Annotated in this window: 14 protein-coding genes; 5 read left to right on the plus strand and 9 right to left on the minus strand. The window is 65.4% G+C overall.

Annotated features, from left to right (window positions below; translation table 11 throughout):
- Positions 1-181: 181 nt before the first annotated feature.
- A complete protein-coding gene (locus tag NQV17_RS12025; protein ID WP_257772439.1) occupies positions 182-706 on the minus strand; it encodes a metal-dependent hydrolase in 525 nt (174 codons plus the stop codon).
- A gap of 403 nt (positions 707-1,109) precedes the next feature.
- Here NQV17_RS12025 and ggt point away from each other — a divergent pair, with 403 nt between their 5' ends.
- Entirely contained in the window at positions 1,110-2,831 is a 1,722-nt protein-coding gene (gene ggt / locus NQV17_RS12030; protein WP_257772440.1) for a gamma-glutamyltransferase, read from the plus strand.
- Positions 2,832-3,120: 289 nt separating this feature from the next.
- The gene (ppk2, locus tag NQV17_RS12035; RefSeq protein ID WP_257772441.1) at positions 3,121-4,071 is read left to right on the plus strand and encodes a polyphosphate kinase 2; all 951 of its coding nucleotides are present in this window, start codon (positions 3,121-3,123) and stop codon (positions 4,069-4,071) included.
- Positions 4,072-4,126: 55 nt separating this feature from the next.
- On the opposite strand, the gene NQV17_RS12040 is transcribed toward ppk2, so the two are convergent.
- On the minus strand, positions 4,127-4,414 hold the full coding sequence (locus NQV17_RS12040) for an H-NS histone family protein (RefSeq protein ID WP_257772442.1): 288 nt from the start codon (positions 4,412-4,414) through the stop codon (positions 4,127-4,129).
- Between the two features lie 222 nt (positions 4,415-4,636).
- Positions 4,637-5,224, minus strand: a complete 588-nt coding sequence (locus NQV17_RS12045; RefSeq protein WP_257772443.1) for a YigZ family protein — start codon at positions 5,222-5,224, stop codon at positions 4,637-4,639.
- A gap of 74 nt (positions 5,225-5,298) precedes the next feature.
- On the opposite strand from NQV17_RS12045, the gene NQV17_RS12050 reads away from it, so the two are divergent.
- The 3 genes from NQV17_RS12050 (at position 5,299) to NQV17_RS12060 (ending at position 8,087) form a co-directional block, all read left to right on the plus strand.
- On the plus strand, positions 5,299-5,502 hold the full coding sequence (locus NQV17_RS12050; RefSeq protein WP_257772444.1) for a hypothetical protein: 204 nt from the start codon (positions 5,299-5,301) through the stop codon (positions 5,500-5,502).
- A gap of 446 nt (positions 5,503-5,948) precedes the next feature.
- Complete coding sequence (locus NQV17_RS12055) at positions 5,949-7,046, plus strand: porin (RefSeq protein ID WP_257772445.1); 1,098 nt, start codon at positions 5,949-5,951, stop codon at positions 7,044-7,046.
- A 120-nt stretch (positions 7,047-7,166) separates the two neighbouring features.
- A complete protein-coding gene (locus tag NQV17_RS12060; protein ID WP_124484985.1) occupies positions 7,167-8,087 on the plus strand; it encodes a LysR family transcriptional regulator in 921 nt (306 codons plus the stop codon).
- Positions 8,088-8,245: 158 nt separating this feature from the next.
- On the opposite strand, the gene NQV17_RS12065 is transcribed toward NQV17_RS12060, so the two are convergent.
- From NQV17_RS12065 to pqqA, 6 genes are all read right to left on the minus strand, one after another.
- The gene (locus tag NQV17_RS12065) at positions 8,246-8,539 is read right to left on the minus strand and encodes a putative quinol monooxygenase (RefSeq protein WP_257772446.1); all 294 of its coding nucleotides are present in this window, start codon (positions 8,537-8,539) and stop codon (positions 8,246-8,248) included.
- A gap of 133 nt (positions 8,540-8,672) precedes the next feature.
- Positions 8,673-9,845, minus strand: coding sequence for a pyrroloquinoline quinone biosynthesis protein PqqE (gene pqqE, locus NQV17_RS12070; protein ID WP_374692700.1), 1,173 nt, complete (start codon positions 9,843-9,845; stop codon positions 8,673-8,675).
- Positions 9,817-10,092 carry a pyrroloquinoline quinone biosynthesis peptide chaperone PqqD gene (gene pqqD, locus NQV17_RS12075; RefSeq protein WP_257772447.1) on the minus strand — a complete coding sequence of 92 codons (276 nt, stop codon included), beginning with the start codon at positions 10,090-10,092 and terminating at the stop codon, positions 9,817-9,819. Before pqqD ends, pqqE begins: the two co-directional genes overlap by 29 nt.
- Positions 10,089-10,841, minus strand: coding sequence for a pyrroloquinoline-quinone synthase PqqC (gene pqqC / locus NQV17_RS12080; protein WP_044843142.1), 753 nt, complete (start codon positions 10,839-10,841; stop codon positions 10,089-10,091). Before pqqC ends, pqqD begins: the two co-directional genes overlap by 4 nt.
- Before the next feature lie 103 nt (positions 10,842-10,944).
- Positions 10,945-11,856 carry a pyrroloquinoline quinone biosynthesis protein PqqB gene (gene pqqB / locus NQV17_RS12085; protein WP_257772448.1) on the minus strand — a complete coding sequence of 304 codons (912 nt, stop codon included), beginning with the start codon at positions 11,854-11,856 and terminating at the stop codon, positions 10,945-10,947.
- 84 nt (positions 11,857-11,940) lie between these two features.
- Positions 11,941-12,012 (minus strand): pyrroloquinoline quinone precursor peptide PqqA, encoded by a 72-nt coding sequence (gene pqqA / locus NQV17_RS37940; protein ID WP_080599499.1) that lies wholly within the window; start codon positions 12,010-12,012, stop codon positions 11,941-11,943.
- Positions 12,013-12,339: the final 327 nt, after the last annotated feature.

A 12,339-nucleotide genomic window follows, 5' to 3' on the forward strand; every position in this document is an offset into this window, starting at 1 on the left:
GCGCCGGCATTTCAACAGGCATGCGTGAGGACCGGCACGCGTGCGTTCGCGGGTGCCGGATCGGGAGAGGGAAGCGAGTCGGGTTCGACGTGGGCGGGGCGGGTGCGGCGCCCGGCCGCGACGACATGCAACGACATGCAACGACAAGCAAAGATACGCGCCTGCGCGCCACGACGTGCCGCTACACGCGATGCAGCCAGCCGAGCCAGTGTTCGAGGAACGGCGCGCGCGTCCACAGCGATTGCGCGAGCCACAGCGTGCCGCCCCAGGCGCCGGCCACGACGATCAGGTCGCAATGTCCGCTGTTCCACAGGTTCAGCGAATGGCGCCGCCAGATCCACGGCACGCCGAGCGGATTCGGCCAGTCGGCGAGCAGGTGCATCAGGCCGCCGCACGCGAAGCCGAACAGCGGCGCGGCCCACAGCGGATGCGGATGATGTGTGAGCCCGTGCCAGCCCAGCGCAAGCAGCGCGATCCAGCCGATGCCCCAGTGCGTGATGGTGCGGTGCGTGATCCACAAGCGGCGCTTGCGGGTCCACCACGCGACTTCGAGCCAGTCGGGCGCGGTGCCGCCCGCGACGCCGGCCGCGAACGCGGCGAGCAGGCCCGCGTGCCAGGGGCCGGTCGCGCCGGTTTGCGCGACGAGGACGGCGGCGGCGACGCCGGCCGCGAAGCCGGACGCGTGATGCGCATTGTGTGATGCCATAGGAAACGAGACGAAGAAGCGTGAAGCGGCGCATGCATGAAAGAACAATGCTGCGGCGCGAAAGCGGGGCGCTATCTTCTCAGATCGGCCTGCTCAGCGGGCGGTTCGATCGCATTTTTTTACATGTGCCGGAGCCGCGCAAGCGGCGCGTGCCGTGAATCTCCGATTGCGCGGTGCGCTGCGAATCCGCCGCATGCCATTTCGACTGATCCGTCGGCCCATTTTTTGCTCCGCCGTGTGACCGACCGCACACGATCCACGGCAATTCGTAGTGTGCGGCGAGTTTTCCGGCCGCATCTCCCGATTCACTACGAAACCGGCATAGGACTGACCGTGCGTCAGCGGCTATAAGCGGATCAGGGGCTATTTCCAGCCCGCCGGAGACCTACATGGGGGACATGCAATGACTACGCTGAATCGCTTCAAATCATCCGCCGTCATGCTCGCGACGGTGGCCGGCATCGGCTTCCTGCCGAACACGCCGGCTTATGCGAAAGGGCCGCAGCCGGCGGTCCTGACGAGCTCGGCGGTCGCGGTGGCCGACAAGTACAGCGCGGACGCCGCGGAGCGGATCTTCAAGGAAGGCGGCAACGCGATCGACGCGGCCGTCGCGATCGCGTTCACGCTCGCCGTCACGTACCCGGAAGCCGGCAACATCGGCGGCGGCGGTTTCATGACGATCTACAAGGACGGCAAGCCGTATTTCATCGACTATCGCGAGCGCGCGCCGCTCGCCGCGACGAAGGACATGTATCTCGACAAGGACGGCAACGTCGTCAAGGGCATGAGCCTGTACGGCCCGCGCGCGGCCGGCGTGCCGGGTACGGTCGCCGGCATGTGGGAAGCGCAGAAGCGTTTCGGCAAGCTGAAGTGGAAGCAGGTGCTCGCGCCGGCGATCCACTATGCGCGCGACGGCTTCGTCGTCGACGAGCAGCTGGCGCAGCGCGGCGTCGACGCGTCGAAGGAATTCGGCGGCAAGAACAATTTCGACAAGTACTTCGCGTCGATGAAGGCCGGCACGAACTTCAAGCAGCCCGATCTCGCGGCGGTGCTCACGCGCATTGCGGATGGCGGCGCGGAAGGGTTCTACAAGGGCAAGACGGCCGAGCTGATCGCCGCGTCGATGAAGACCGGCGACGGCAACGGGCTGATCACCACCGAGGATCTCGCGCAATATCGCGCGGTGTGGCGCCAGCCGGTGCAGGCGAAGTGGAACGGCTATGACGTGATCACCGCGCCGCCGCCGAGCTCGGGCGGCATCGGCCTCGTGCAGCTGCTGAAGATGAAGGCCGATCTCAAGCAGGAGTTCGAGGGCGTGAAGCTCAACTCGCCGCAATACATCCACCTCGTCGCGGAAATCGAGAAGCGCGTGTTCGCGGATCGCGCGCAATATCTCGGTGACCCCGACTTTTACAAGGTGCCGGTCGCGCAGCTGACCGATGACGCGTACATCGCGAGGCGCGCAGCCGAAGTGAGCCCGACGCAGATCGCCGACACCAAGAGCGTGCAGCCGGGCCTCGGCACGTCGATGCCGGAGAAGGCGGAGACGACGCACTTCTCGGTCGTCGACAAGTGGGGCAACGCGGTGTCGAACACGTACACGATCAACGGCTATTTCGGGTCGGGCGTGATCGCCGACGGCACCGGGATCGTGCTGAACGACGAGATGGACGACTTCTCCGCGAAGCCGGGTGTCGCGAACATGTTCGGCGTGGTCGGCAGCGACGCGAACGCGATCGAGCCGAAGAAGCGTCCGCTGTCGTCGATGTCGCCGACGATCATGACGAAGGACGGCAAGGTGTCGCTCGTGATCGGCACGCCGGGCGGCTCGCGGATCTTCACGTCGATCTTCCAGGTGATCAACAACATCTACGACTTCAGGATGCCGTTGAAGGAGGCCGTCGGCGCGATGCGTTTCCACCATCAGCTGCTGCCGCCGAACACGATCTTCTGGGAGCCGTACCACCCGATCGAAGGCGAACTCGCGAAGCAGATCGAGGCACGCGGCTACACGCTGAAGGGGCAGGACTTCAGCGGCGACATCCAGGTGATCAAGATCGACGGCAGGACGCCGGAGGCGATGGCCGATCCGCGTGGGCGCGGGGTCACGCGGATCATTCGGTGACGTCGAGTAGCGGGTGAGTGACGCGTGCGCGAAAGCGGTCGCGCACGCGGTTCCGCGGCCGGCATGCAGTCCGGTGCCGGCCGGGCAGCCGCGCCGGATGGCTCGGGCGTGCGGTGCAACGCGCTCAGGCGGTGGCGCGGATGAATCCGGCGATCCGGTCGGTCACCGCGTCGGGCGCATCCTCGGATTCCGCCTCTGAGGGGCGGATCGACCCCTTTTTCATCAATTTGACGCGAGACGCTGGGATAATGGCGGTGTTTGGCTGCGTCAATTGAAGGAAGGAGGCCCCATGGGCGATAACGATACCCGCACCGAGACCGACGACTTCTCCGATACGGCATCGCTCGAATCGCGCCAGCGCCGTTTTGAGGAAGACCTCGTCGACGCGTACGACGAAGAACTCGAAATGGAGCTCGACGACCGCCGCTTCGACAACGATGAGGATCTGCTGTTCTCGCCGGAGCGCCGCGAAGCGCGCAAGCAGTATTTCCGCGAGCTGTTCCGGCTGCAGGGCGAACTCGTGAAGCTGCAGGACTGGGTCGTGAGCACGGGGCACCGGCTCGTCGTGATTTTCGAGGGGCGCGATGCGGCAGGCAAGGGCGGTGCGATCAAGCGCATCACGCAGCGCCTGAACCCGCGCGTGTGCCGCGTGGCGGCGCTGCCGGCACCGAACAATCGCGAACGCACGCAATGGTATTTCCAGCGCTATGTCGCGCATCTGCCGGCCGGCGGCGAGATCGTGCTGTTCGATCGCAGCTGGTACAACCGCGCAGGCGTCGAGCGCGTGATGAATTTCTGTACCGACGACGAATACGAGGAGTTTTTCCGCTCGGTGCCCGAGTTCGAGAAAATGCTCGTGCGCAGCGGGATCCAGATCGTCAAGTACTGGTTCTCGATCACCGACCACGAGCAGGAGCTGCGGTTCCAGAGCCGGATCGAGGATCCGTTGAAGCAGTGGAAGCTGAGCCCGATGGATCTCGAGAGCCGCCGCCGCTGGGAAGCGTATACGGCCGCGAAGGAAGAGATGATGCTGCGCACGCACATCCCCGAGGCGCCGTGGTGGGTCGTGCAGGCGGTCGACAAGAAGCGCGCGCGCCTGAACTGCATCCATCACCTGCTGACCCAGGTGCCGTATCACGAGGTGCCGCGGCCGACGATCGATCTGCCGCAGCGCGAGCATCACGAGGACTACATTCGCCGTCCGACGCCGGACAGCATGATCGTCCCGGACGTTTATTGAGCGGTTCGGGTCGACTGCATCGACCACGGAAGCGCGCCGTGCAACGCGGCGCGCGTTACTCCCGGATCAGGAACGCGGCGCGGTCGCGCCCGGCGATCCAGGCGGGCGCACGACCGCGGCCGCTCCAGGTGGCGCCCGTCGTCGGATCGCGATATTTCGCGCCGCGGGTGAACAGCTTCGCGCGATCGCTGTAACCCTGCCCGAAGACTTCCCGCGCGGTCAGCGCGTAGTCCGTCACGAGCTGACGTACCTGCACCAGTGCCGCTTGGCGTTCATGGCGGCGCGCCGCCCGGATGCGTCGATCGAGTTCCGCGAGCTGGGCTTGCAGTTTTTGCAGTTGCATGCGTCCGATATCTCCGTAGCTGAATTCTGATTGTTGGCGATCGCTGGCGACGCGCGGTGTGCCGCGTGTCTGCACGCCCGGCCAGGCGTTTGCAGGACGCGTCGCGAGGAACACGGGGGAGATTAAGTTTCGGCGCGCGGGTTTTCTATCGGACGCATCTGAATTTTCACGGGAATCTGTGTGAAAACCCGTGGCGGCGAGGCCGGGCGGGTTGCCCGATCCTCACAGGTCGGGGAAGCCCGAGCGCCCCTGCGTCAGGTCGAACAGTTCGGTCTTCGCCGCTGCCTCGGCCGTTTCCGGCAGCTTGATCACGAGCTTCACCGTCATCCCGTACGCGCTGTCCACCAGCGCGTAACCCGCCTGCTCGATCCAGCGGCGCACCCGCGCTTCGTCCGGGTAGCCGATTTCGATCGCGATCCGCGTGTGGCGAATGCGTTCGACGCGCTCGGCGTCGAGCAGCGCCGACGCGATCGCATCGGTATAGGCGCGCACCAGGCCGCCCGCGCCGAGCTTCACGCCGCCGTAGTAGCGGACCACCGCACCGAGCACGCCGTCGAGATCGTGATGACGCAGCACTTCGAGGATCGGCCGGCCGGCAGTGCCCGACGGTTCGCCGTCGTCGGACATGCCGGACTGGCCGCCGGCGAGCAGGGCCCAGCACACGTGGGTGGCCGTCGGGTGTTCGTCGCGCAGGCGCTGCAGCGCCTGCATCGCGGCATCGCGGTCCTCGACGGGAATCGCGAACGCGATGAAGCGGCTCTTGCGGATCTCGAGTTCCCGGGTGTACAGGGTGGCAAGCGAGTAAGTCATGTTCCGGGAAACGGTGAATGTATAGGAATCAAGGAGATAGGGGCTCCTGTGCGGCGCGCTTCCGATGGCAGGCGATGCATGCCGCAGCAGGCCCGGCAGGGCGCCTGAACGGGATGAGCAACGAGTCAAGACGGAATTTTACCGTGGCGCGCGTCGAGAGATTCGGCGCGGTTGCCGCGCCGGTCGCTCCGGAGCGTGAAAACGCGTGCGACGAACGCGATCGCCGCGTGACGATCGATCAATGGAGCGCTTCGCCCGGGTTCAAACATCTGACGTGAAGCGCGGTCTGACTTTCCGGAGGACGAAAGCCGGAGGAAGGAGTTCCGTGCCTGGCAAGTGGGGACCTGGCGTGCACCGGTCGGCTCGACGTGAGCGCGAAGCATCGGGCGCGGCGGTGGGTGTCGCGATCGCATGCGCAATCGATTCTCGTCGGCCACGGATGGCGGCTCGGATGGCGGCTCGGATGGCGGCGCATCTGCCGATGCACCGAACGAGTGTAGGCGAACCGCGATGCGTTGCGTAGCCGGGAGATGCAGAACATTGTGTTCTCGCGGGCCGAACGTCGAAGCGTCATTCCGTGCGCTAGACTCGTGCCGTCGATGCGTGCCGCCTGTCGCGCGATCGGGCATGACGGCGGCGTGCGTGTGCGTACCTGCATTGCGCGGGATGATTGAAAGGTCCGGTCGTTGTGATTCGGATTGCGAAGCAATGAAGAAGGCTGTTCATGTTCGGAAAGCGTTTCTATGCCCCGGCCCTGTTGATGATTGCGCATGTGCCGATCGCGTGCGCGCAGAGCAGCGTCACGTTGTTCGGCGCGCTCGACGTGGGACTGAGTTACGTCAGTAACGAAGGCGGCCACGGCAATGCGAAATTCGACGACGGGATTTTTACGCCGAGCCTGCTCGGCTTGCGCGGAAGCGAAGATGTCGGCGGCGGCTCAAAGGTCATTTTCCAGCTGGTCAGCCAGATTTCACCGGGTACCGGCGCGCTGATCGGCAATGGCCTGTTCGCGCGTACCGCTTACGTCGGTGTGCAGAACGACCGGCTGGGCACGCTGACGTTCGGCAACCAGTATGAATTCATGGCCGACACGCTGTTCTTCAGCGGCACCGACGCGGCGGCCGATGTCGCCGGACTGTACAACCTGCGCAACGGCCCCTTTCGCAAGCTCGCGCTGCCCGGCAACCCGACCGGCGCGTTCGACTGGGACCGGATGGCGGGCAGTCAGCGTGTGGCGAACGCCGTCAAGTTCGTGAGCCCTGTCATCCATGGGCTGAAGGCGGGCGCGCTTTATGCGTTCGGCGGCGTGCCGGGCTCGATCGGCGCGGGCAATACGGTGAGCGCCAGTCTCGACTACGAGGCCGGACCGTTCGGCGCCGCCGCCGCGTACACCAACGAGAAATATGGCGCACAGCCGGGCTCCGTCGCGACGAGTGTGCGTAACTGGGGCGCAGGGGCGCACTTCCGGATCGGACGGGCGAACCTGAGCGCGCTGGTGACGACCGTTCATAACGCTGCGTCCGGTGGCTCGGTGTGGATGGCCGAGTCGGGCGGTACCTGGCAACTCTCCGGTCCGGTCAGGATCGGCGCGGATTACATGTACATGAAGGGCAATGCGGCGCTCGACAACGACCACGCTCACCAGGTCACGGCGACGGTGCAGTACACGCTGTCGAAGCGAACGATGGTGTACGCGACCGGTGTGTGGCAGCGGGCAAGCAGCGGTGCCCGGGCGCAAATCAACGGTGTGATGGATCCGGATGGCGCGTCGTCCGGCGCGAACCAGGCCATTGCCCGCATCGGCCTTCATACGCTTTTCTAGCGGTGTGCACATCGCGCAGCCGGTATCGGCGGCGGTGCTCATGCAGCGCGAACGCTGCAGGGCGCGGCACCGGTATCGGCAGGAACGGGCCGGATCGGCCAACCGGAGGCTTGCTGTCTGATGCAGATACTTCCTGACCTCGAGGCGTGGGCGATTTTCGCGCACGTGCTCGAAACGGGCTCTTTCGTCAGGGCCGCGGAGGCGCTCGACCTCTCGCAGCCGACCGTGTCGAAAGCCATTTCCCGACTCGAGCGCCGGCTCGGCACGGCGCTCTTTTATCGAAACTCGCGTCAGGTTTCGCTGACGGCCGCCGGCGAAATCGCCAAATCGCGAGCGATTCGCATTCTCAGCGAAGCCGCGGCGGCGGAGACCGAGGCATCGTCGCACGCGACGGAACTGCGCGGTCTGGTGCGCGTTGCCGTGCCGATGTCGTTCGCGAGCCGCCACGTCGCGCCGTTGATCCCCGCGTTTCTCGAACGCTATCCGCAGGTGGAGATCGACCTTTGCGTCACCGACCGCATCGTCGATGTGGTGGGCGGCGGGTTCGACGTGGCGGTGCTCATCGCGGAACTCGCCGATTCGTCGCTGCGGGCGCGCCGGCTCTGCGCGGTGAATCACCCGCTGGTGGCTTCGCCGGCCTATCTGAAACGATGGGGGCGACCGACGCATCCCCGCGACCTGGCCCGGCATGCGTGTCTCGTCTACACGGGGTTGGCGACGCCCGAGCTATGGCAATTCCGTCATGCGTGCGGAGACGCGTTCGCGGTCACGGTGCGCGGCATCATCCGCAGCAACAGCGCCGACGTGATCGTTCCCGCGCTGCTGGCTGGCCGGGGCGTCGCGTTGCAACCCGAGTTCGTCGTCAGGGACGCGTTGATGCGAGGCGAACTGGTGGACGTATTGCCCGAGTGGCGGATCGATCCGGTGGGCGTGAATCTCGTGACGCCGCCGAGCAGCTTGCGGCCGTTGCGCGTGACCGCGTTCCTGGACTATCTGGCGGAGCGCCTCGCTGCCGCGCCATGGGCGGTAGCCGGCGCGTGACGGGCCGGCGGTGCGCAACGTCGCAAAAAACGGATTCCATGGGTTGCCGGACACCGCGTCGCCCCCCCGCTGAATCCGGGGCGACGACGCGGCGCGCGGCGAGATATTCGGCGTCGCGCGCACGCGCATGAAACGGTGGTCAGCGCGGGAAGGGAGGATCAGGCGAGGCGAGACAGTTTGAAGACTTCCGAGCGCTCGACATTCTTCACGCCATTGGCGTGGAAATTCAGGATGTGTGCGCCTTGCGTGTGATGCTTTTCGCGCAGGGCGGGATCTGCCCAATGTTCGACAAAAACGAACCGGCGCGGATCTTCGCGGTCGACATGCACCTCATAGCGCAGATTGCCTTCCTCGTTCTGCGACGGACCGGCAAGGGCGATCAGGTCTTCGCGCAATTGCGCCTCCTGCCCCGCCTTGGCGTACAGCACGGCGACGATATGAAGGTCGTTCATGGTCTGCTCCGGTAATGGGTCTGACGATCGGATCCGATCGAACGAATTATAGTGAGCCGGCCCGACGCGATGCGCGAACATTGCGTTCCAAATCAGGAAACACCGGCGATCGGCAGCGAGCGCGCGGCGCCGTTCAGGTCTTCGTCAATTCACGCGAATTGCGTACGTTGCGAAACACGAGTTGCGTCATGGGTTGCAGCGGCGCGAGCGCGGCCTCGCGTGCCTTCTCGATCAGGCCGTGATGAGGCGACTTGCCGCAGACGGGATCGGTGAGGCTTGCATCGCCCGTCATCAGATACGCCTGGCATCGGCACCCGCCGAAGTCCTTCTTCTTCTCGTCGCACGACCTGCAGGGTTCGGGCATCCAGTCGTCGCCGCGGAAGCGGTTGAAGCCGAACGATTCGTACCAGATGTGTCGCAGGTCGTGATCGCGCACGTTCGGAAAGGCGATCGGCAGTTGCCGCGCGCCGTGGCACGGCAGTGCGGTGCCGTCCGGCGTGACGATCAGGAAGAGGCTGCCCCAGCCGCTCATGCAGGGCTTCGGCCGCTCCTCGTAGTAGTCGGGCGTGACGAAGATCAGCCTGCATGGGTTGTTGGCGGCGGCGAGCTTCGCCCGATACGCGTTCGTGATGCGCTCCGCGCGCTCGAGCTGCGCGCGGGTGGGAAGCAGCGCCTGACGGTTCAGGTAGGCCCATCCGTAATACTGGCACGTCGCGAGCTCGACGTAGTCCGCGTCGAGCGCGATGCACAGCTCGATGATGCGATCGATGTCGTCGATGTTGTGCCGGTGCGTGACGAAGTTCAGCACCATCGGATAGCCGTGCGCCTTGACCGCGCGGGCCATCGCGAGCTTGTGGGCGAATGCCTTTTCCGATCCGGCCAGCATGTCGTTGACCGTCGCGTCGCTCGCCTGGAAGCTGATCTGGATGTGATCGAGGCCGGCGCGGCGAAACGCATCGATCTTCTGCTCGGTCAGGCCGATACCCGACGTGATCAGGTTCGTGTAGTAACCGAGGCGGCGCGCCTCGCCGATCAGTGTGGCAAGATCCGGACGCACGAGCGGTTCGCCGCCCGAGAAGCCGATCTGCACGGCGCCCATCTCGCGCGCTTCGGCCATGACCCTGAACCACTGTGCCGTGTCGAGCTCCGCGCCCTGGCTCGAGAAATCGAGCGGATTCGAGCAGTATGGGCACTGCAGCGGGCACCGGTACGTCAGTTCGGCCAGCAGCCACAGCGGCAATCCGGTTGCCGGCCGCGCGGCGTCGGGCGTCACCGGTTCACGCGAGTGCGATCCAGTGTTGGGCACGGGCGGTCTCCATGAAATCCTCGACGTCGGTACCGAGTTCGGGCACGTCGGGGAATTGCCGTTCGAGATGCGCAACGATGTCCGCGACGGTGCGCGTGCCATCGATCAGCCCGCCGATCGCACTCGCGCTTTCGTTGAATCTGACCATGCCTTCGGGGTACAGCAGCACGTGCGCATGCTGGGCCGGCTCGAACTGGAAGCGAAAACCCGGCCGCCAGCGCGGCACGCGATTCCTGTCGAAATTCATGGTGCGATTCCCTTGTGCCAGACCGGCTGGTCGGTGACGGTGTGATAAGGCGGCCGGTGCAGTTCGTAGGCCATCGACATCGCGTCGAGCATCGTCCACAGCACGTCGAGCTTGAACTGCAGGATATCCAGCATCCGCTGCTGGCTCTCGTAGGTCGTGTAATGCCGCAGCGTGATGTCGAGCCCGTGCTCGACGTCGCGGCGCGCCTGACCGAGGCGCGTGCGGAAATACGCGTAGCCGTCCGGATCGATCCACGGGTAGTGGCGCGGCCAGGTGTCGAGCCGCGACTGGTGGATCTGCGGCGCAAACAGCTCGGTGAGCGAGCTGCTCGCAGCTTCCTGCCAGTTCGCGCGGCGCGCGAAATTCACGTAGGCGTCCACGGCGAAACGCACGCCGGGCAGCACGCGTTCCTGCGAGCGCAACTGCGCGCGGTCCAGCCCGACCGCTTCACCGAGCCTCAGCCACGCCTCGATGCCGCCTTCGTCGCCGGCGGTTCCGTCATGATCGATCAGGCGCTGGACCCACTGGCGGCGAACCTCGCGGTCCGGGCAATTCGCGAGTATCGCCGCGTCCTTCAGCGGAATGCTGACCTGATAGTAGAAGCGGTTCGCGACCCAGCCCTGGATCTGCTCCCGGGTCGCGCGGCCTTCGAACATCGCGACGTGGTACGGGTGGTGGATGTGATAGAAGGCGCCCTTGGCACGCAGCGCCTGTTCGAACTGGGCGGGAGTGAGAGCGGGTTGGCTCATCGACGGTTCCATGACGTTGGGGACAGTGGAAGGGCGTGCGTCGTACCGCAATCGACGTCGTATGCATCACGATGCGCGTCGCGGCAGCGGGACCATGCGTTTTTTATAGCACGATGTCCATCCCGTCGAAGGCGACCTCGATCCCGCGCTGCCGCAATTCCGCGCGTTCGGGAGAACCTTCGTCGAGGATCGGATTGGTGTTGTTGACGTGAATCAATACCTTGCGCGGGCCCGGCACCCGGGCCAGCACGTCGAGCATGCCGCCCGGACCGTTCAGTGCGAGATGACCCATTTCGCGGCCGGTGCGTACACCGACGCCGCGTCGCAGCATCTCGTCGTCGTCCCACAGCGTGCCGTCCACGAGCACGCAGTCCGCGTCGTTCATCCGTTGCAGTAGCGCGTCGTCCACCGTGCCGAGCCCGGGTGCATGGAACAGCGTGCCGCCGGTGCGGCGATCCTCGACGAGCAGGCCGATGCTGTCGCCGGGATGCGGATCGAAGCGATGCGGCGAGTAGGGTGGCGCCGCACTGCTCAGCGGCAGCGGCGTGAAGCGCAGGTTCGGGCAGGCCGACACGGTGAAGCTGTCGCCGAGCACGATGCGGTTCCAGACCAGCCCGCCGTTCCAGTGCGCGAGCATGTTGAACAGCGGAAAGCCGGTGGTCAGATCCTGTTGGACCATGTCGGTGCACCACAGCTGCAGCGGACAGCCTTCGCGCAGGCTGAGCAGGCCGGCGGTATGGTCGATCTGGCTGTCCATCAGCACGACCGCGCCGATGCCGGTGTCGCGCAGCGCGCGGCCCGGCTGCAACGGCGGGAAGGCTTGCAGCTGCGCGCGAATGTCGGGGGACGCGTTGCACAACACCCAGTTCGTGCCGTCATCGGACAGCGCGATCGACGACTGGGTGCGGGCCTGCGCGTCGATCGTGCCCGCGCGAAAACCCGCGCAGTTCGCACAGTTGCAGTTCCATTGCGGAAAGCCGCCGCCCGCGGCGGATCCGAGGATGTGTATGAGCATGACGATGCGACGAGGGGCCGGGGGGCGAAGCAAAGAAAAAGCCTCGGCAGGCCGAGGCTTTCCTTTCCGGATGGCGTGCCCGAATCAGCGATTCGACACGTACATCGTGATTTCGAAACCGAGTCGCAGATCAGTGTAGGCAGGTTTGGTCCACATGGGAGAACTCCTTTGCAATGACGACTGACGACGAAGCGCGCCCGCGGACCTGCCGACATGTTCTACTCCGACCATCGGCGACGAGACCGTGCTGCGGCTTCACTACGCTATCACATTCGTGCGGTGGGCGGCCGGCACCAAGTCCGGTAAATCGCACGTTCACATCCTACCCGAACGGGTCGCATGAGCAAGTCAATCCGGGCATGGATGGCATTCCCGGTTTTCATTCATGTGCGCATCGTGCACGCATTGCCGACACCTGGTCGACAATGCGAACGAAACACCGCGATTGCGCATTGTTTGCCGGCCGGTGGCGCCTCTTTAATC

It is taken from the genome of Burkholderia sp. SCN-KJ, from assembly GCF_024656005.1.
Classification (GTDB): Bacteria; Pseudomonadota; Gammaproteobacteria; order Burkholderiales; family Burkholderiaceae; genus Burkholderia.

Bases quoted from the DNA above. Each gene is read 5' to 3' on its own strand.
- NQV17_RS12025 (WP_257772439.1), bottom strand. From the start codon at position 706: ATGGCATCACACAATGCGCATCACGCGTCCGGCTTCGCGGCCGGCGTC.
- ggt (WP_257772440.1), top strand. From the start codon at position 1,110: ATGACTACGCTGAATCGCTTCAAATCATCCGCCGTCATGCTCGCGACG.
- ppk2 (WP_257772441.1), top strand. From the start codon at position 3,121: ATGGGCGATAACGATACCCGCACCGAGACCGACGACTTCTCCGATACG.
- NQV17_RS12040 (WP_257772442.1), bottom strand. From the start codon at position 4,414: ATGCAACTGCAAAAACTGCAAGCCCAGCTCGCGGAACTCGATCGACGC.
- NQV17_RS12045 (WP_257772443.1), bottom strand. From the start codon at position 5,224: ATGACTTACTCGCTTGCCACCCTGTACACCCGGGAACTCGAGATCCGC.
- NQV17_RS12050 (WP_257772444.1), top strand. From the start codon at position 5,299: ATGCATGCCGCAGCAGGCCCGGCAGGGCGCCTGAACGGGATGAGCAAC.
- NQV17_RS12055 (WP_257772445.1), top strand. From the start codon at position 5,949: ATGTTCGGAAAGCGTTTCTATGCCCCGGCCCTGTTGATGATTGCGCAT.
- NQV17_RS12060 (WP_124484985.1), top strand. From the start codon at position 7,167: ATGCAGATACTTCCTGACCTCGAGGCGTGGGCGATTTTCGCGCACGTG.
- NQV17_RS12065 (WP_257772446.1), bottom strand. From the start codon at position 8,539: ATGAACGACCTTCATATCGTCGCCGTGCTGTACGCCAAGGCGGGGCAG.
- pqqD (WP_257772447.1), bottom strand. From the start codon at position 10,092: ATGAATTTCGACAGGAATCGCGTGCCGCGCTGGCGGCCGGGTTTTCGC.
- pqqC (WP_044843142.1), bottom strand. From the start codon at position 10,841: ATGAGCCAACCCGCTCTCACTCCCGCCCAGTTCGAACAGGCGCTGCGT.
- pqqB (WP_257772448.1), bottom strand. From the start codon at position 11,856: ATGCTCATACACATCCTCGGATCCGCCGCGGGCGGCGGCTTTCCGCAA.